At 54.0% G+C, this 18797-nt stretch carries 17 protein-coding genes; 11 read left to right on the top strand and 6 right to left on the bottom strand.

Annotated elements, in window-relative coordinates; all coding sequences use genetic code 11:
* The first annotated feature begins 4 nt into the window (after window positions 1-4).
* From U0004_RS29155 to gspG, 3 genes are read left to right on the top strand one after another with little or no spacing between them, the layout of a single operon-like run.
* Window positions 5-388 (top strand): type IV pilin protein, encoded by a 384-nt coding sequence (locus U0004_RS29155; RefSeq protein WP_115057651.1) that lies wholly within the window; start codon window positions 5-7, stop codon window positions 386-388.
* Window positions 375-932: a type II secretion system protein gene (locus U0004_RS29160; protein WP_174718141.1), complete on the top strand. Its 558-nt coding sequence runs from the start codon at window positions 375-377 to the stop codon at window positions 930-932. The genes U0004_RS29155 and U0004_RS29160 overlap by 14 nt, the downstream gene beginning before the upstream one ends.
* 57 nt (window positions 933-989) lie before the next feature.
* Window positions 990-1433 (top strand): type II secretion system major pseudopilin GspG, encoded by a 444-nt coding sequence (gene gspG, locus U0004_RS29165; RefSeq protein ID WP_070253992.1) that lies wholly within the window; start codon window positions 990-992, stop codon window positions 1431-1433.
* Window positions 1434-1608: 175 nt separating this feature from the next.
* On the opposite strand, the gene U0004_RS29170 is transcribed toward gspG, so the two are convergent.
* The 5 genes from U0004_RS29170 to U0004_RS29190 all read right to left on the bottom strand — a co-directional run bounded on the left by U0004_RS29170 (window position 1609) and on the right by U0004_RS29190 (window position 5835).
* A complete protein-coding gene (locus tag U0004_RS29170) occupies window positions 1609-1917 on the bottom strand; it encodes a hypothetical protein (RefSeq protein ID WP_070253923.1) in 309 nt (102 codons plus the stop codon).
* A gap of 11 nt (window positions 1918-1928) precedes the next feature.
* A complete protein-coding gene (locus tag U0004_RS29175; protein WP_139144062.1) occupies window positions 1929-2192 on the bottom strand; it encodes a hypothetical protein in 264 nt (87 codons plus the stop codon).
* A gap of 408 nt (window positions 2193-2600) precedes the next feature.
* Window positions 2601-2804: a hypothetical protein gene (locus U0004_RS29180; protein ID WP_139144063.1), complete on the bottom strand. Its 204-nt coding sequence runs from the start codon at window positions 2802-2804 to the stop codon at window positions 2601-2603.
* Window positions 2805-3647: 843 nt separating this feature from the next.
* Window positions 3648-4898 (bottom strand): DUF1173 family protein, encoded by a 1251-nt coding sequence (locus U0004_RS29185; protein WP_081345439.1) that lies wholly within the window; start codon window positions 4896-4898, stop codon window positions 3648-3650.
* The gene (locus U0004_RS29190; protein ID WP_070253924.1) at window positions 4891-5835 is read right to left on the bottom strand and encodes a hypothetical protein; all 945 of its coding nucleotides are present in this window, start codon (window positions 5833-5835) and stop codon (window positions 4891-4893) included. The genes U0004_RS29185 and U0004_RS29190 overlap by 8 nt, the downstream gene beginning before the upstream one ends.
* 633 nt (window positions 5836-6468) lie before the next feature.
* Between U0004_RS29190 and U0004_RS29195 the strand changes: the two genes are divergently transcribed.
* Both U0004_RS29195 and U0004_RS29200 read left to right on the top strand, forming a co-directional pair.
* On the top strand, window positions 6469-7533 hold the full coding sequence (locus U0004_RS29195; RefSeq protein ID WP_081345440.1) for a tyrosine-type recombinase/integrase: 1065 nt from the start codon (window positions 6469-6471) through the stop codon (window positions 7531-7533).
* Window positions 7520-7867, top strand: a complete 348-nt coding sequence (locus U0004_RS29200) for a hypothetical protein (RefSeq protein ID WP_139144064.1) — start codon at window positions 7520-7522, stop codon at window positions 7865-7867. The genes U0004_RS29195 and U0004_RS29200 overlap by 14 nt, the downstream gene beginning before the upstream one ends.
* A gap of 93 nt (window positions 7868-7960) precedes the next feature.
* On the opposite strand, the gene U0004_RS29205 is transcribed toward U0004_RS29200, so the two are convergent.
* Window positions 7961-9310 carry a replication initiation protein gene (locus U0004_RS29205; RefSeq protein ID WP_139144065.1) on the bottom strand — a complete coding sequence of 450 codons (1350 nt, stop codon included), beginning with the start codon at window positions 9308-9310 and terminating at the stop codon, window positions 7961-7963.
* A 2199-nt stretch (window positions 9311-11509) separates the two neighbouring features.
* On the opposite strand from U0004_RS29205, the gene U0004_RS29210 reads away from it, so the two are divergent.
* From U0004_RS29210 to U0004_RS29220, 6 genes are all read left to right on the top strand, one after another.
* The gene (locus U0004_RS29210) at window positions 11510-12556 is read left to right on the top strand and encodes a ParA family protein (RefSeq protein ID WP_081345441.1); all 1047 of its coding nucleotides are present in this window, start codon (window positions 11510-11512) and stop codon (window positions 12554-12556) included.
* A complete protein-coding gene (locus tag U0004_RS29215) occupies window positions 12553-13554 on the top strand; it encodes a ParB/RepB/Spo0J family partition protein (protein WP_070253929.1) in 1002 nt (333 codons plus the stop codon). Before U0004_RS29210 ends, U0004_RS29215 begins: the two co-directional genes overlap by 4 nt.
* Before the next feature lie 2086 nt (window positions 13555-15640).
* Window positions 15641-15826, top strand: coding sequence for a hypothetical protein (locus tag U0004_RS30130; RefSeq protein WP_370452845.1), 186 nt, complete (start codon window positions 15641-15643; stop codon window positions 15824-15826).
* Between the two features lie 135 nt (window positions 15827-15961).
* Window positions 15962-16177: an RRXRR domain-containing protein gene (locus tag U0004_RS30135; protein ID WP_071653614.1), complete on the top strand. Its 216-nt coding sequence runs from the start codon at window positions 15962-15964 to the stop codon at window positions 16175-16177.
* Window positions 16084-16326 carry an HNH endonuclease gene (locus tag U0004_RS30140; protein ID WP_070253931.1) on the top strand — a complete coding sequence of 81 codons (243 nt, stop codon included), beginning with the start codon at window positions 16084-16086 and terminating at the stop codon, window positions 16324-16326. The genes U0004_RS30135 and U0004_RS30140 overlap by 94 nt, the downstream gene beginning before the upstream one ends.
* A gap of 179 nt (window positions 16327-16505) precedes the next feature.
* Complete coding sequence (locus U0004_RS29220) at window positions 16506-16751, top strand: hypothetical protein (RefSeq protein ID WP_070253933.1); 246 nt, start codon at window positions 16506-16508, stop codon at window positions 16749-16751.
* The last annotated feature ends 2046 nt before the right edge of the window (window positions 16752-18797 follow it).

Consider the following 18797-nt stretch of genomic DNA (forward strand, 5'->3'; position numbering starts at 1 on the left):
CTTGATGCCCTCTTCTATCTCACGCCGCGGCTTTACCCTGGTCGAACTGCTGGTGGTGCTGGCGATCATCTCGCTGCTGCTGACGATTGCCATTCCCCGCTATTTCGGCTCGGTGGAAAAATCCAAGGAAGTCGCGCTGAAGGAAAACCTGCAAGTGCTCAGGAGCGGCCTAGATAAATACTATGCCGACAAGGGCGAGTATCCGGCCGCGCTGGCCGACCTGGTGACCCACCATTACTTCCGCAGCGTGCCGCTGGACCCCGTCACGGAGTCCGCCACCACCTGGCAGCTGATCCCTTCGCCCAATGGCGAGATCGGCGGCGTGGCCGACGTGCGCAGCGGCGCCAAGGGCAAGACACGCGAGGGCATCCCCTTTGAGCAGCTCTAGTTTCCGGCGCCCCGCACTGGGCTTCGCGTATATCTGGACCCTGATGCTGGTGGCCTTCATGGGCGTGGGCCTGGTGCTGGCCAGCGAGCTGTTTGCTACGGCCGCGCGGCGCGAAAAGGAGCGCGAACTGCTGTTCATCGGCCATGAATTCCGCAACGCGCTGGGCCGCTACTACGACAGCACGCCGGGCGACGGGCGGCCCCGCTATCCCTTGACCTTGCAGGAGCTGCTGCGCGACCCGCGCTACGCCAACGCCCGGCGGCATCTGCGCCGCCTGTATGCGGACCCCGTCACCGGCAAGGCGGAGTGGGGCCTGCTGCGGCAGGAGGGGCGCATCGTCGGCATCCATTCGCTGTCGCCGCAGATCCCCATCAAGCAGGACAATTATCTCGACGAAGACGCCAGCCTGCGCCGCAAGCAGCGCTACGCTGACTGGCAATTTACCTATCCGCACGACTTGATCGTCAGTACACCAGGCCAGCTTAACGAAAAAAAGATTAATAATGAAACAAGATCGGTAGCAAAGGTGCAAAGACAGAATTGAGACATTGCTTGGCGTGTAAAAGAGGGTGATAGTGGGTTAACAATATCGGAGAGAATGATGTATAAGAAAAATAGGTATAACTTGCCGGTTCCGCGAGGCACGTGCGGCTTTACATTGCTCGAATTATTGGTCGTTATCGTGATCATCGGCCTGCTGGCAGCGTATGTCGGTCCGAAGTACTTCGCCCAGTTGGGCAAGTCGGAGGTTACAGTAGCCAGAGCGCAGATTGAGGCGTTTGAAAAATCTCTTGATACCTATCGTTTGGATGTGGGACGCTATCCCACAACAGAAGATGGCTTGGCGGCATTGCTCCTCGCGCCACCAAGCGCAGGAACACGCTGGAACGGCCCATATTTGAAAAAGAATGTACCATTGGATCCATGGGGGCACGCCTACCAATACCGCTCGCCAGGCACCAAAGGCGAATATGACATCATCTCCATGGGCAAGGATGGCCAGCCTGGCGGAAGTGGCGAGAGCGCCGACATTAGCTCGCAATAGGACTGCCAGCAGGCTTTGCCTGGCGGCTTAGCATACTCCCCGTTAAGTGACCCGGCGCGGCCGTCTGGCCGCGATCCCGGTAGCGTCGCCAGCTCAGTGGGGACGCTTCTGCATCACTTCGCATTCGATAAACACATTGCCAGCTTCGGTATTACTCGGAAGCAGTACCCGCTAACTACCCTTGCACGTCAGCTTCACGGGACTGCCGGCTCGGCTGTGAAGATGTCCTTAGCTGATTCACGCTGTCGCGAATCGCTGCCTCGGCAAATCCCATCAGCCAGGCATCGCGCAGCCCAATCTGACAATTAAATAGGCGCGGCACCTGGTTATTGCCGCGCGCGTAGTCGTCATAGCCGATTTCCTCTGCGCGGAACAGTAATACGCTCATGAGTCCGTGCCGGCGATGTGCATCGTATTGCATGTCCAGCGCGCGGCAATAATCTTGATAAATCAATCTGATGGTGATACTCAGAACCTCATCCATTTTATTGCTCCTTAATGCATATGCCCTGCACCGTCGTGCAGCGCCCCTCCGTGCACATAGCAAAGATCCTTTGCCGAACACAGGTGGCCCGTCGCCAGGTCGCAGAAACAAAAACACGTTCTGTTTGTCCGAATGAAATGCGCGCCATCCCGGGTCATGACGCGCGTCCCTGGAAGCAGCGCCTCTAGCTGTTCAAGTAATGTGGCGGGCTCGCCAGCCGAACTGGCGGTGCCAAGCTCATGCTTCCCATTGAAAGGCGAAAAATGCTGTTTCATGTCCTCCTCCGTACTTTGGGTTGTGTGGCCGTTGCTGAATCATGAATTTCGGCCATGCGGCCGTAAGTGGTTTCCGCTCACCGCATGGTTGTGACTATGTGATATCGCGCTCCATCGCTGTGCCATGCTCCGCGCGGGATACCTTGTCGGCAGAGCCTGGCGCCGCAGGCAACCCAGCGGCAGGCTCGGATAACGAGGCTGTTATGGATTGCTTGCCATGCGGCCGATATCTGCGGTGGCTGCATGCCACGCCTGCAGGCCGGACTTGGTCCGGCAGCATAGGCGTTAGATGTACTGGCCTTGGCACTGCACTTGCTGCAAGCAGGACAGCCTGGCGTGATGCTTTACTGCACAGGCAGAGTTGGACTGCACCGAACCGGAGAATAGCTGGTGCAGTCGTTGGGCTGACTACTCCTCTCCATAGGGGAAGCAGCAACCGCAGGCGGGACAGTCAATGCTCCAATACTGGTTAATTGACCCGGAGTCGGCATTTTCCCAGTAGCGATAACGTGCCCATTCATGACCGCATCCGGGACACTCGCCTTGATAGCGTTCATCGTCCAGTTCCATGCCGCCAGGTTCGACACCGTTGCCAAATACCATGGTGCTCATCTCAGCCTCCCTGTTTATTTGCCAGGTTGACGTATGGATGGCTGCGCGATATATGGAAAAGAAACGCGAGTGCCATGGCGTACTTGGAGAGCTTGCGCCGTGCAGGACACAGGAGCCGGCAGGTATGCGGCATCAGCGGCCAACTTGAAAGCAGACGCGCCTTGGCTAGACTCCGCTGAATGCCTATCGTCAGTGATGGGCCCCGTAGGATCGCGCTCGGACTAGCTTGCTCCTTGCATGCAGGGAGAATACCGGTACCGCCAAGAAGAATACAGATTGGACGTTCGTGATGCAGTAGATCGTATCGATGGGACATGATGGTTCTCCAGAAAAGACGGAGTCACCCAAACCCCATACGGGGTTTTCGGGAGCCCCGCAAGTGAATGAAATGTAAGTAGACAACCAGCGTGCATGCTGGTCGGTAATGTGGCGATACCGGCCGCCAGACAGGAGCGCCTCAGTACATGGACTTTCCAGTACATGTGGAGCTATTCATGTAAAAGACCTGGCCAAGTAGATGAATAACCAGTTCACTGTTGCAAGGGCAACGTATCGGTGCCAGAGGCACCGATGAGAGTGGCGGGTAACGACCGCTACGCCTGCCGCGACGGTGCAGCAAGATCCAGTGATAAGTCCGCGATGGACAAGGACCGGAGCAACTTGAGAGCGATTCTCAATATATGCATGTATATTTTTGCACTGGTAGCGCCGCAATTCAAGCGGTGGAAATGGCCAAGTTCGACGAAAAGTACCCTGACGTTAGAAGTTTCCCCCTGGCGTTTGGTACGTCGAGGTAAGACTTCATCCGCCACAACCGTACCGGCGCGGCGTCTATACAGGAAGCTACATAGGGGACCGCGCCGAGTGTGAGCCTCTGATTGGCTCGGGTAGCGGCGGCATAGGCTGGTCAGAGGCCCATACCCATGCGCCTGGAGTCGCTTGCAGCTGCGCGGCTTTCTCGGCTTTGGCTTTTTCGTTCCAGAAGGTGCTGATGGCATGCAAAGGCACAGGCATGGGCCCTGTATCGAGGAGTAACGCTGTGGCGAAACGTGCGGCATGCCTACTGTCATATGCCAGCGGCTTTATAAAATGCCGGCGTTCGCTGGTTAGTGCATGTACGAGCTGCGCCTCATGGGCATCCTCAACGGGGATCCAGTTTGCGGTCGTCGTCATCATACTTGCCGCATGGATGAGAAAAGCCGCTTCAGTCTTTGGATAGATCAGTGCGCACAGGATAATGCGCAATGCTGCCTCAGGATCGGCATCCTTCAACAAAAACGTCGCCTCAAAGCTGTGTTCAATTTTCTTCCAGGACTTTTCGTCAATGAACAGCGGCATGTCCGACATGTGTTTGATGGAGATTTTTTTACCGGTTGCCGCATCTGCGACGCCTTTGAACTCACCGACGACGATCCCTATGCCGGTTGATCCCTCTTCAACATGACTGGTCAAGGAACCGAATTTGCAGCGGCGCCTTTCGGCGATCTCGGTTTTACGCTGTTCGTTAAATTGCTCTGGCACATATAAATGCTCCGAAAGCGGTCTACCTTTGATCCTGGTACTGTTCGCCACCTCCATAAGGTATTTATGGATGACGGCCTGGTTGCGCTTGCCTTCCATCGCCGGCAACCATCGATTGAAGCCGGCCCGGTCGAAGAGATAATGCATGAAGGCGCGCAGCGACATCTTCCTTTTTGCGACACTCACGTCGACCGGCTCCGTCTTTTTTGCTGTGTGCCTGGCTATCCCGCAGCTCTTTTTGAGGGAAAAATTGACATAGATCTCGGTGAGCGCATCGCCGTTGTCGACTACCGCCTCACCCATTAATTCGCCCAGCCCTGAGTCGCTGTATTCCGGCTCAAACGATTTGCAGGACGGATGGTGCTTGTGGCCGGTGCCGGGCATGCGCTTGAGTAAGCAGCGATCTATCTTTGCAATGTACATGTCGACGCCGCCAGGCATACAGAGGCAACGCGGCCGCTCGGAGGTGCCGTGCAGCTCGGCCAGGACCTGCTGCAGTTCGGCGGCGCTGTCGTCCATACGCCGACCTCTGACCAGATACATGGCAGTGTCCACTCCGCCTCTGTCAGACATGTTGCCCAGGAGCGGTGCGATGCCGTACGGCTGTACTGGGATTGCCCCTGCTGTTGCCCGCCGCGAGCAAGCGCTTAACGGTAGCGCGCTCGCTGACGCCCAGCAGTGTTCCGATGGCTGCGGAGCCAATGCCGCGCGTATCGAGCTTCTGTGCGATCGTTCGGCGTGCACTCATCGCTGTGATGCCGACGAAAGGCCCAAAGCTAAAAATGCGTTTATAGGCAAGTAAGATATCGCTGCACAAGTATTGCATTCCGGTGCTGGTCTTCTTTTGTATGATACGCATGTTCTCGCCGTCCGGGCGCAGAAAAAGCTTCGAGAAAGGCGCAAGTCCGCGAAAATGCTGTGCGTCACCGATTCCCTGGAGTTTCGAGATCCTTTGGGCAAGGTACTGGTCAATAGCCATATTCACCGCATCGCAGCAAAAATACATAGGCCGCTGCGCACCATTGATGGCAACCTCCGGCCGAATGACGGATTGCGCGCGCACCGATCCATCCGGCGCAAGATAGTCACGCACTTCCAGTCTGGCGATTTCCAAGGGCTTCGCTGCGGTGGAGAACAGGATCATCAGCAGCGCGACATCGCGCTGCGCATGTCGGCTGTGCTGCCGAATCTGCTGCGCAAGCGCATCGACTTGCTCGTCTGGTACCGCGCATTTCTTCATGCGCGAGTGGCAAGCGCGCTCCGGCGTGTAATGCGCCAGCGCCTCGAGATAGGCGTTGCGATTGTCGCGCAGCATACGCGCCGTTGGAATGGCATGATCGGGCACGTCAACCACGCCGACGATGGATTGCAGATCGCGCGCAATGAGTCGGACGCGGTGCTGTATCGCCGTCTGCTGCAAGGCATACGCCTCGCCAACCTGCTTGTACGTCTGCCCGGACATCACGCGTTTAACCATGTCAATCGATGCGGCAACATAAGCGGCGTCCATGGGAATCTCCCAATCATTCAGGTGAGGGCATCATGCCCCGCAATCCCTCCCGGCAGTAACCAATAGCGTCACGTTTTTAGCGGGCTTTTAGATCAGCATCGCCGTCCGTCATAACCGCCAGCATGTGCCTTTGGCGCGATAGGAATCCAGTCGCAGCGGATATGCCGTCCTACCAAAAGCGCACGCTTAGCGCCGCGGCCCGCGCGCGAATGCACCACGCATTGCTTGTCTGCGCTACAGTGATCATTGCGATGATGAGCGCTGCTGGACTAGCCCAGCAGCGCTCACGCCAAGGGCGCTCCGGGGCCCAACTTATTTCTCATCTCACCTCCTTAAGAGGAAAGCTGATGATGCAAATCTCTTTATCTGCCAATGCACTAGCCACGCATCACGGAATCCCTTGCGCCAGCGGTACCTTAGAGGCGGGTGCGTGCATGCCCGCCGGTAAGCCTGGTAGTCGGCGCCGGCATCCCTGCATCCTGACGTCACCGAAGATCATAGAACCCCCTCGGCATCGACCAAACCAAGCACGAAGGTCAAGCCGGCTGCGTTCTCGCTCTTATAGCCCGCACCTGCCTGGCGATGAAAATAGAATACAATACCTTCGTTAGTGCAATTAACTGAGGTTAACTTATGACAAGCAGATCACCGCGCTTACGCGCGGCCAACACCGTCTACAAAAGGAGACTCTTATGGGCCACCGACCCCAAAGCGGCCTTTCACCGCTGGCTTGAAAAAGACGCGTACGAGGAAGGCCACAACTTCAGCGCCAAGACCATCGCAGTCTACACATCGATGTGGGCGATCTTCATCGCCCACCTGCGGACGTTCCGCGGCAAGAGCGTCGTGCTGGCCAATGAAGAAGATATCCGTCACTTCCTGGATCAGGCCCATGTATGCAAACGCGTGGAAGCGCGTCAGCGCTATGCGCTGCTGCTGCTGCGCGCTTACGCCGCCTTGCAGCAAGCCGATCCTGATTTCGTCAATCCGACCGAGGCGACCTTTCGCCCGGCAACCCCGCCGGCCGACGAAAAGCCGATGCCTTTTCTGCTCCCAGCTGAACGGGTACGCGTGTTTGCCTTGCTGTGCGATACTAACGATCCGCTAGATAAGGATAACCTGGTACGCATCCGCGCCAAGGCGATGTGTGCGTTGATGCTGGGTGCCGGGTTTAAGCCTGGGCAAGCCAACATAACCTCAGTTAATTGTGTAGGACATGGGCGCGAGCGGTTTATCGTTGCACCGCAATGCGGCACCATGACCTCGCACCGTTCCCTGGTACATCCGGCCGCGTGGCCGGCGATTGACCGTTGGCTGGCACTGAGCGATAGCGAAGGCTTGATGTTTCCCGGGACGCGTTCGGAGAAGGAACATCCCGTCGATTATGCGCGCGCGTTCGTTGGCGCGAAAAAACTTCTGGCTGACCTGGGAACGATGGCTGGCGGTGAACGGGTCAGCCCGCAAACCCTGCGCAACTCCTACGGCGCCAGTCTACTCGAAGATGGACTGGGCCTGGAAGCGGTACGGGAATACATGGGCTACTCCAGACTGGAATTCGCCAGGCGTTTCTCGCATGCGCATGCGGCATGGTGCCGCCGTTCCGGTCTGCAGCAAAGCACGGTAGAATCGACGTCCAGCAACGATCTGAACGATGCTCCACCACCCTCTTCTGAAAGCTGCCACGATGCCTCCGATTAATCCAACGGCAGAACAACGTATCGCCGAACTGGAAAGCGCCCTTGCAAAAACGGTCGACTATTTGCGGTCATTGCCATTGAATCCTTCCAACCACCACGCCGCGGCTGCTGCCGACCAGGTGCTGCGGCAACCGATAATACCGGTTCACCTGCTCTCGGGAACGGCGATGGCATCGGCCGGTGTGCCACTGTTGCGCGCCACACTGCAAGGCAATCAACTCGCGGTGCAAACTGCTGATCCAGGCACAGTGCCGGCCGCCTTCCGTGAACAGCATGCTGCGCAGCTGCGCGCGGCACTCATTCGCGGCATCACCATTGACCTGTCAGGCGCCTAGGGCCCAAGGTATTTTCTAGTACTGGGATGCTGTCGAACATGCGGGCCAACCAAGACAGCGAAGCTGGCGCCGCAGCAGATCCTGCACCCGCAGCTAGCGGGGTGCCAGGCTGAACTGCTCGACGAAGGCGGCCAGTGCCTCAATGGTTGGTTCACCCCAGAGCTCCTGGGCGTACCAGTTGGTAAACAGCGAGCGTGCCAGAACGTTCTCGACGCCGCGGTCCAAATTGACAGCCGTGTTCGTATTCTGATCCTTGAAGCGCTCGAAAATGGCGCTGCGGTCGGCGTTATCGAGTTCGTTGTACAAGTCATACGCGTCCTGCGCCCGCGCCGCGAGGAATTTCTCCAATACCGTCGTGCCGCTGTCTTTCTTGGCGACGCTATTTTTTGCCGCGCTGCTCTTGAGCTGCAGGTTTTTCGCGGCATCAGCCCCCTGCTTCATCGTCCAGCGGAAATACGCAGCCGGAGAATCCAATGGCGCACTGCTCTTGTGATCAATCCGCGCCTGCACAAAGGCCACGGCGCTGCGGATCTTGTCATCGCCATGCTGTGCCATCACATCTGCTGCATCGACCTGGGTCAGGCCAAATTTCATAATACTGCCCATGAGTTCCAGATCGATGACGGGCGGTGCAGCAAAGCCAAGCTGCGGCTGCTTGGTATGCTCGACGCGGAACTGCAGGCGCTCGACGCGCCGGCCCACACGGTGTTCGATCAGCTCGACCTGGATATCGGTAAGGGCATTGATCTCCGCCATCGCAGGGCGAATGACATCGCGCTTGAAATATTTATACTGCGGCGGTGGCGCATCCTCGGACACGGGATTACCAGTCAGCGCGCCATACCAATGCTCATATGTCTCGATCAGCGTGACCTTGGAGGGATTGGTGGCATAGCGGCGGCAGATTTCATACAGTGCCAGGGAAGAGCCAGAACGCAGCAAGCCCTGATAGAAAATACTGAAGCGGGTGTAGGTTCCCGGGGCCATGACCAGCTCATGCACTTCCGGTGGAAACGCAAAGCCAAACCAGACCTGCCCGGAATGCTTTTTCAAGCCCATCGGATTGACCAGCGTGACCGAAGCGACCAGGCGCTCGGACGTCCACTGGCGGTCATTTTCCATCAGCAACTTGATGTTCTGCATCTCTTCAAGCTGGGCCTTCAGAAACTCGGTGTCCTTGCTGTCATACGCAGCATCGCGGGCCAGATCTGCCAAGCGAATCCAGAAGTATTTTTTTGACGCCGGCGTATCGATCGGAGAATTGACGCCCGTGACCTTCAGCTGCTGGGCGTGATACATCATAACGTTGAACACCTTACGGGTGAGCAAAGACATCTTGCCTTCCCGCACGCGCAGACCGATCGCATCATTCGTCTTGCGAAATTCCATCGATGGGGATGTTAGTTCGCCATTCTTGGCTGCCTTGGGTTTTCTCGTTGCCACGCCGATCCTCTTTCATCGAGAAAGCATGGCTCCACATGCCCATACTCGCCTTTACATGGTGCGAACTATAACGCGAATTGACTCACCTTTGCATGCTCGCACATGAAATTTCACCAAAATAAGTGATTTTTTTCTGAAAAATTTTTCACCTTAAAACAGGGTCCGCACGTTTCGAATGAGAACCATTGACTGGCAAACTCCCCGTGCAAGCTCACCTGGATTCGCAACGCCAGAACCAGCAAACAACGCCAAAACCGCATGGCTGGCGGCCCAGAGTACTTTCCCAATGCCGCAACCACGGAACCTACAAGCTGTCCATGGCATGGCCATATCGGTCACCACATGCTGCGCACTCCCTGTGTAGTCTCACCTATCGACGCAGCAGACGCTGCACAGCGCCCTCCATCACCTGTCACCGCACCGAATTGACCTATTTCGCATAAAAATGGCACCTACTGACCATAGCACGCTAGCAACCCACCACAAATAGCCTGTACTACCAAAAACACTCCCTGTGGAAGCTCCCCAGAGAACCATCACCAACACCAATTGATACCTAACCTGGTGATCAGGAAAACAACTCCCCGTAAAAGCTCACCTAAGAATGAGCGACCCCACTGTCACGACCCCGGTAAACCGACACCAGCCGGATACGCCCGACGCAAGAACCACATAAACACAGCACACACCACATCAAGCTATACCGGTCACAACAGCCTGGAAAATAGTTATCCCCATCTCCATTGACGCACTGTCCCTGTATAAGCTCACCTGAAGGGTCTTCAGTCACCGTATCCCCTCCCCTCACTACCCGTATAGCCTCACCTTAAATACATTCACTCCCTGAACCGACTCACCGAACTCCCCGTGCAGCCTCACCCCTGTCCCTGGTCAAGCTCACCGAATCCCTCGGAAAGCCGCATGAATGCTCGGTCTACGCGCGCTTAATTTGTATTTAAGGTTTTAAAAGGGTTCTTTATCAAAAAACCTCTCAAGCAAAAAAAATATTCCACTGAAGGTTTAATGCAGAACTCAGTACCCAAAAATAAGGATATTTTAGTAAAAAAACAATATTCATCACTTACCAAAGGGTAATTACAGCATTTCATGAAAAAGATCAGTCATGCAATCCAAGAAAACATACTAACTTTACAAGTATATCGCGAACAATATAGCGTCTTCAAAGCTAGATTACAGGATCACAACGTCGTGATACTCAACACTTTTCAGCTTCACCAATCAATCTACACCCCACCTTACTACTCGAAAAATGTTTCTTTAACAAATGATAGATCGACAGCAATCACCTCGTTCATTGTTCCCGTAGAAGCTCACCATAGGTGAATAGCAAAAAAGAGATCACCAATAGGTTGACAAATGAGCATCGTCTCTGCAGGGATGCGCACGTTCCATTTACTAATTAAGCAATTGATTAACAAATAAACAAAAGCACGCCACATATAAACATCAGTCCCTGTAAAAGCTCCTGTTTCGTCACGTTGAATTTCCAATGCAGCATATATTCATGCATAAGGTGCATATTCTCATCGACTCGATAACGCGTACGACACACTAAAGGTGAGGGATTACAGGGAGTACACATCAATATTTTTTTCCAGATATTTCCTATAAGTTGCAATAGTGCAACTTATATACTGGCTAGATATTCATATCATCACGCTTCGAGCCAATTTGATGTACGTAAACCACTTCAACAGTGACTCACACGCGTACTTTCTCATCAGATCCACACATGTTCACTCACATGATTAGAGGTCCCTGTAAAAGCTCACTCGTCAACGGCCTCAACTCCCAATGCTCCCTGTAAAAGCTCCCCCGTGTATAGGAAGATCAAGAGGCCACGCATTGAATAATTGAAATACCAACGCATCCGCTGTCGCAGGGGTCCCTGTTAAGACTCACCTATGACCCTCCTACATCCACTCCATGTGGTTTATTAAAATTAAAGCAATGAAAATACATCCTGTGCATACAGATAGCTCCTTCATATGCCTGGATCTGCAAATTTTGCCTTGATGCAACCCTAAAAATCACATCCGGGCTTTTGAAAGAGACTATTCCTTTTAACTTGTCGATAGACTTTATTTTCGTCAATCTCCCTTTATTTGGAAAAGTTCGATTGAAAAGTACATTGAAACCCGCTATCATCATTGAAATAATCATTACCACGGGATCCTCATGCGCGCATTTGAAGGTGTTAAACAGAAACTAGCGATGGAATTGAGCGGCTTCACTGGTACGCCAAAAACGTTTCGTACACGGTATCGTGAACAGGCAGACAACAAACACAAGCTGTACAGTGCCGCTGAAATCCGCGCTATCCGCTTCGGACTTCTGAATATTCCTCCAGAAACCAAACGCCCTTTGACGCTACCCCCGGTGATCGACACGCGCATGGCCAAGGGTGGCGTTGGCAAGACCACCATTTGCGGTAACGTCGCCAGCTGCATCGCCTTATCAGGCTACCGCGTACTACTGATCGATGGTGATCCACAGTCGTCGCTGACAAGCCTGTATGGCATCAACTGGCTCGACGAAGAAATTACGCATATTGGCGAGCTGATGAAGCGCACCTCGCAAGGTCAGCGCGCGCATCCAGAAAAGGCTATCCGCTCGATCTATCCTGATGGCATGCTGGATCTGATCCCAAGCGACATCACCATGGTCGATGAATCTTGGCTGATGGGTGCCATGAACCGGGAGCAAGCTTTTACACGCTTACTGGAGGCGGAGATCGAGTTTTTCAGCCAGTACGACGTCATCATCATTGATTCCGCACCAGGAACATCCGTCCTGGCCACGACGTTCATGGTGGCCTGCAAGACCCTGCTGACCGTGGTGACGGCCGAAGGACAGGCCATTGCTGCACTCGACGTGCTCGCATCCAACGTACAGGAAATCAATGCTGCTTTTGGGCGGCAAGGGATTCATTTGGACGTGCACATTGTGGTGAACCAGTTCAATACGTCGAAAACACCGCACCAGTACCAGCTATCAAAACTGCTGCCGAAATTTCCTGGCAAGATCAACGACACCATCATCCGTGATTTTGTCGGCTTCCTGCGCGAGTCCGATCCGGACAACATCAGCAGCAATGGCCCTGTTCTGGAAAAAGAGCCCAATAGCGGGGGCGCACGCGACATCATCGACTTAACCAAGTCGCTTATCAAACTATACGGTCTGCGCTTGGCTGGCACGACATTACCAGGGCAGGAAAAATTATGAGCAGAAAACCATTAAAAGTATCCGGCCTGATCCAGTCAGGCCGCCTGGTGCCGCAAGCCGGCATCACCGCATCGACCGCATTTGATACGCCAGCCGATGCCCCAGCCGCAGAGATTGGCCAGGACCAGCCAGCTGAAATGGCCTACAACTCCCTGCCTGCCAGCACCCCAGCAGTCGTGGCGCCAGTTAATGCACTCGGCGTGGAAAAACTGATTGATCTGGATCTGCTCGATGACAGCCCATTTCAAACCCGGTTGAAGTATGACCCGGAACGTATCGATGAAATTTCACAGTCGTTCCTGAGCGCCGGACAAAGCACGCCAATTACGGCACGCCAGATGCCTAACGGGCGCTACGAGATCATCAAAGGACAGACCCGCAAGAAGGCCGCCATCAACATCGGCTGGAAGCAGGCGCGTGTCCTGGTCGTTTCGCGGACGGATCGTGAAGCCGAGCTGGATGTCATGGTCGACAACACCGGTGCACCTCCGACTGAATATGAAGAAGCACTGATGTTCCGCAAGGCGATGAGCAAGGAATATGCAACCACGCAAAAAGCAGTCGCTGCGATGTTCCTGTGCTCCCAAGCCAAGGTCTCCAATGGCCTGGCGATGCTCAACTTGCCTGCCGAGGTACTCAGCCTGCTCGATGAAGAGCCTGGCTTATTTGGTGCGCATGCAGCAAAAGTGATCAATTCTCTGTGGGAGACCTATCCTACCCACCACGGCGTCATCCTGAAGGCCATTCAACGCCTCAAAGAAGGCGCTGACCAAGGATCGATACAAGTGTGGGTCACACAGCAAATTAACGCTGCCAGCCGCCCTCCCCGGGCGCAGAAGCACTTGATTCCTTCTTCGTCAGGTGCACCACGGTATTTGACGCAGGCGAAGGACCGCGACATCATCGTGCGTATTTCGGACCGCTCGATCGATGCAGCCATGGTGCATCAAAAAATTGACGAAATGCTAAGAAAAATGGCTGATGAAGTAGTGGAGTAATTTAATAAATTCAATTAAATCAATAACTTACAGTGTATTACTAAGTAATAACCTGATCTGTTATATGTCAAAGGCCTGGGATTTTCCAGGCCTTTTTTTCGAAGTTGATTGTTCATAACACGATAGTCTGGTGGAATAAAACGCTGAGAAATCATACTTGCCGCGTTTTCGATATCTACCCGTCTTTAGAGAACGGCGATAGATCTAATGCTGTTGGCGTGACTGAAGCAAAACATCCAATCGACCACTCGCTCACACATATCTTATCCAACCATGGCAACCATTGCATAAAAATGGCTCGTTGCTGCGCTATGCGAGTACCAGTTTCGCTCGATTCAACATCAACAGATTATGCAGGCAAAGCATGGCCAGTTTCAGCCGCATGGACGAGCGCTGTGGATTGTGATGCAACAACAGTGCATCCAGGATCATCTGCGGGCTCTTTTTGTCTATGTAAGAAAACTAGCCATGACGCGAATGGTGAGGTTGAACAGGGACCACTCTCCGAGAATGGCTTTATCTTGCATCTCGTTTCATGCCGTACAACGTGCCAGCTGCGTTTCCATCACTGCACTCTTATTTTAGAAGCATTGGTTTTCATCCAAGGTGAGATGTAGCGGGGAGTCAATTCCATATCATCGCTATGCGTTACGAATACAGATTAACTAGCGGACATCATTTCATGTTCTAGTATCACTTTTTATCCTTCCTGAAACCGATGCATGTTGACCTCCAATGGCTTTCTAGGTGTATTTAGCCTTACCTGGAGCTGTAGAGATGGTGTTACGCAGATATCTAACAAGAACCTGATCTGTTTTGTCCATTAAGGGGGAGCTTTATCAGGGACTATCGAAAGTAGTCCCTGATAAAGCTCCCCTAATACCAGCGTGGGTAACTTCGCAGGAAAATCGCTCTGGAGCCGTGCCGGCGATGGTTGGCTGGTATCGTTTTTTCTAAGTTCTTCACGCTGCAGCATTGATTGGCATACAAAAACGGTTTCTTGACTATTTAGGCCGTAGCCCGTATGTAGGTTTCGTGGCTGTCAGGGTATCGCCACAATATCACCCACCGCCGGTTGAGCAGCAGTCTTCGCTGATTAGCTGGCCGCAAATACTGCAACAATCAATACCTCACGCCCCACATACGTAATGTAGACTCAGGACATCAATATGGCATCCTGACAAGTCGGTCAGTAGTTTGACTACCCCGCTATCTGCTGTCTGGCTAGAATAGAAGCGGCGAGACCACTAGAGTCGTTCCGACAGTGTGCTGACAACCTGGCGTTGGACTGGGAAAGTTTCTTTGTGTTTCACCTGGCTAGACGTCAACGGCATCGTGGCTAGGATGACTTGCCCAGTCTGCTGTTACCGATCCACCATCAAGTCTTCGCATTCTCTTGTGGTTCTAGTCCACGCGGCCCAACAGAAGGCACTCAGGCCACTCGGCCCCATATGTCTTGGTGCCACGCTAAGCAGATGTTCTTTACCCTGTTGGGCTGGCTGTCCTGTTGTTTGTTCGGAGACATATCTACAGATGTACTCTCAGCTTCAAAACAGTGCTTTTTAAAGGGAGCTTTTACGGGGAGCTAAACTCTTGAGGCCAGAGATCGCCATGTCCTTGCATTCATGCTGCGCGATCATGTTTAATGGCTATGTCGTCCTGAGATAGGATAGAGGTGTGGAAGTGCGTCTCACAATTGCCGAAGACAACGATCTTATTCGTTCTCAACTACCCCACCCAGAAGGGTATAGCTTGAAAAGCGAATACCTCGAGAGTTCAGGTTCTCCCAAGACAGTACCTGAGGGCGAAAGCCCTCAGGTACCGCGTGACATGTATGTGCAAGACCGACGCCGGGCTGCTTCATCCAGTCCCGACCGATGCCGGCTTGCAACATTCTCAAGGAGAGCGAGGCAGTGAATCTGCTGCCTAACGCCGGTAGGCGCGTAAGCGCAAAGTGCCACGGTTTTTTTGGCGGAGCCACAAAAGATTGACCATAGCTGTATTTGTTCTGGATAAGCGGCAGCGGCCCTTGATGTCGTGTACACCGAAGTGAGAAGAGAACCGCATCGCCTGCTGCCGTACGCGGATCCACAAGCTGTTTCCGTTGTGCATTCGGTTCGTCGAGCGTCTTCTCGAAACAGGCGTCTTGCAGCCCCTGCAGTTGTCACTCGACTCAGGCAGCAAAACCACCGGCCTGGCGCTTTGCCGTATCGAAGACACTGTTGACGTCAGCGGCGTGGCCCAACCATCCAGTTCCTGCTCGAGCTGGTGAAGCAGTGTTACTGCCATCCGTGATGCCCTGCACGGCCCGTGCGGCGTCGGCGCCGGGACAATCTTCGCTACGCGCACAACAGTTCAACAACCGCAACAGACTGACGGGCTGGCTGCGGCCATCATCGATACGACCATGGCATGCGTCTCCAGGTTACGCCGCCTGGCAACGGTCGCACACCTGGCTCAGGAATTGGTGTGCTTCGATATGCAACTGCTGCAGAATCCGTACATCAGCCGCTTCGACTATCAGCAGGTATGCTTGCCGATTATGAAGTACGCGAGTACCCGCTCGGAAAATTTGGGCAAATCTACGCCTATTGCGACACGACCGTCGTCCCGCTGCAAATAGAACACATTCATGCACGTGCCGCCGGCGGCTCGAACCATGTGAGCAACCTGACACTAGCGTACAGACTCTGCACCAGTAACAAGGCCGCGCAGAACATTCGGGGCTTCTTGGCGAATACCCCGGCGAGGCTGACACGCATCCTGCAGTAGGTGAGAACGCCGATGCGCGATGCGACCGCCGTCAAGCTACACGAGCGCTGCTGCTGACACTGTAAAAGACCGCTCTTTCGATTCAGACGGGGACCAGCGGGCGCGCGAAGTGGAACCGCAGCCGGCTCGGCCTGGTCAAGACGCATGCGCTACGCTGCCTGCGTGGGCACGGTACGCACGTGCCGATCCTGCTTGTCACCTGCACCAGGCGGTGTTCGCTCTGTAAGACCCTGCGCCACCGGTTCGGCTTCCGGGGCGCCTACCTGAGGCTGACGAAGACCGCATTTGGTTTTCGTACTGGCGACATGGGGATGGCGACGGTGCCGTCCGGTAAGGGTCAGGGCGTGCACAAAGGTCGAATCTTCATCTGTATGACGGACAATTTCAATATTCAATCAGGCCTTGCCGATGCCGCGACTTTGTAAGGCATGGGGCACAGACATTGCCGACTGCTGCAGCGTGCCGACGGTTACGGCTCTGTGTGGGAAACGACACTTTCGCCATAACCAGTGACTGAGGCTGTGACCCCTCAACGGCCCGTTCCTTCAATATTACTCAGTAATACTAGCTAACTCATTGATTTTATTGACGTTCCCAAAGAAATAGCGTAGTAGGTGATCAGGAAAGTGGTCGCGGCCAGATAGCTGCCACTGTTGAGGAACCCGCCTCTCATGAAGTGCTGCATCGGGACAGCGGTAGGTGAAATCGCGTGATCCGATCACAAGTGTCGCAGTGTGGGTATGGACCTTTTATAAAATCAATCTCTGGTGATGCAAGCTACCTCGCGATGTGACTTTGATCGGTTGTACTCCTAACCTCTCGCCTTTCGGGACCGGGTTAAGAGTGCTGACGGCGAAGCTGTCAGGCTTGGCATGACTAGTTCCTGTCTGCGGCTGCTCGATGTGCTGCCGGAGAACGGTGGCAAAGTGTGAGGGCGACTATAGTGCGCCGTCCGAATGCATCTTACGGATCGGAAGACTCAGACGTCATTCCTTTGCGTCAATTGCGGTTACCCAAATTAGTTGGAGGCGATCCAATGTTTAGAGTGTGTGGACAGCGCTTGTTAGCTGGAGAGATGGCGTAATCAGGCCACTCGCGGAGGCAGGGTCTCAGCGACGCAACCCGAAAATCATTGCGCAGCGCTGTAGGAATCCCAGTCCTTTAGGGGAGGATAACAACGTTCAAAGGCACTCTGCCTTGTAGCCCAACGAAGATGCATGCTTCCTCAATATGACGCGGACGGCCATTCAATGCTGCCATGCGGGACAGTCCCGTGATCCATGTCCTACGTCCGCTTGCACTCTCTGTTCTGGCTTATCGCTACTCCATTTCGATAAAATCTTTATTAAATCAAAGAGTTAGGCGGTATTACTGAGTAATATCAGGGATGACTGTACTTCAGCATGTCAATACGCCATTGAGCCAGTGGATGATTTTGCATGTCTTGAAAGTCCACCTGGGGAACCTCAACCGCCATCAAGGCAAACCCCATCTATCTGGGCTGGCCGGCGGCGTCTTGAGGGACCTTGGAAGGGGAGCAGGTGCCAATCAAATATATTTTCTAGAAAGGAGTGACATGGCTAGAACAGTAGTCAAACAGGCTAAACAGCCAAGTTACACGGTTGGAGCATTCGATGTTGGCTCATCCTGCTCACACGTCAATCCTTCCGGGCAAAACAATACACGATAAGCAGAAACAAACCACCTTCGTCCAGCTTCTCCCAAACGTCAGCCGTGCTTGGCACTGGCATGAGATGCTCAAAAGCGGTACGGATGGATCTTGTCTTCAGATATGGGTTTGCAATCGACTACCTCGCTGACAAAGCTTCCACTGCAGAAGTTGTTTTAAGTTGATGTATTCCATGCGAATTGATTGCGAACTGACGACGAACAGAATCGGATGCGATGTGAACCACATGTCACCACGCAGTCCAATCCGTAGACAACACAGTACGCTGTTGGTGATGGCGGCCAACAATCACAATGATTTCCGACGGCCTGCTTGGAGCTGGACGGAGTTTCGATCGGGCTCCCTGCCGAAAAATGGTTGAGCTGAATAGCTGCTCGGCTGGGTCATCCCGCAGGTGCACGGCTAGACATTTATCTCCTTGGCTTGTCATCATAATCATGCCGCTGGCGATTCTCCTTTCCCCAAACCACCTGGCATATTGAGCTTTACCTTGGGTATACCGGCCGCATTGGGCACCTTGCCGACGGGGCCAAATGCCAGCCGCCATTTTCCCGGAAGCTGCGTTAATCAGGCCTGAAGCGTGCCAGAGCAACATGCCATATCTATTGACGCCCTCCCAGGGGCATCGCTATTCTTTCGATGGGAGTCGTATCGTGCAGATGCTGGTTGGCGCAGTGTGAGATAGACAAGCACCTATGGCACAGCGCAGAGAACGGCATACAAATTTCACCATCAGGATGCCCTGAGAACGATGCTACGTGACGAGACATGAGGTTGCATT

The organism is Janthinobacterium lividum, from assembly GCF_034424625.1.
Taxonomy (GTDB): Bacteria; Pseudomonadota; Gammaproteobacteria; order Burkholderiales; family Burkholderiaceae_D; genus Janthinobacterium; species Janthinobacterium lividum.

Coding starts and splice junctions, on each gene's coding strand:
- U0004_RS29155 (WP_115057651.1), top strand. CDS start 5: ATGCCCTCTTCTATCTCACGCCGCGGCTTTACCCTGGTCGAACTGCTG.
- gspG (WP_070253992.1), top strand. CDS start 990: ATGTATAAGAAAAATAGGTATAACTTGCCGGTTCCGCGAGGCACGTGC.
- U0004_RS29170 (WP_070253923.1), bottom strand. CDS start 1,917: ATGGATGAGGTTCTGAGTATCACCATCAGATTGATTTATCAAGATTAT.
- U0004_RS29175 (WP_139144062.1), bottom strand. CDS start 2,192: ATGAAACAGCATTTTTCGCCTTTCAATGGGAAGCATGAGCTTGGCACC.
- U0004_RS29180 (WP_139144063.1), bottom strand. CDS start 2,804: ATGAGCACCATGGTATTTGGCAACGGTGTCGAACCTGGCGGCATGGAA.
- U0004_RS29185 (WP_081345439.1), bottom strand. CDS start 4,898: ATGTCTGACAGAGGCGGAGTGGACACTGCCATGTATCTGGTCAGAGGT.
- U0004_RS29190 (WP_070253924.1), bottom strand. CDS start 5,835: ATGGACGCCGCTTATGTTGCCGCATCGATTGACATGGTTAAACGCGTG.
- U0004_RS29195 (WP_081345440.1), top strand. CDS start 6,469: ATGACAAGCAGATCACCGCGCTTACGCGCGGCCAACACCGTCTACAAA.
- U0004_RS29200 (WP_139144064.1), top strand. CDS start 7,520: ATGCCTCCGATTAATCCAACGGCAGAACAACGTATCGCCGAACTGGAA.
- U0004_RS29210 (WP_081345441.1), top strand. CDS start 11,510: ATGCGCGCATTTGAAGGTGTTAAACAGAAACTAGCGATGGAATTGAGC.
- U0004_RS29215 (WP_070253929.1), top strand. CDS start 12,553: ATGAGCAGAAAACCATTAAAAGTATCCGGCCTGATCCAGTCAGGCCGC.
- U0004_RS30135 (WP_071653614.1), top strand. CDS start 15,962: ATGGCATGCGTCTCCAGGTTACGCCGCCTGGCAACGGTCGCACACCTG.
- U0004_RS30140 (WP_070253931.1), top strand. CDS start 16,084: ATGCTTGCCGATTATGAAGTACGCGAGTACCCGCTCGGAAAATTTGGG.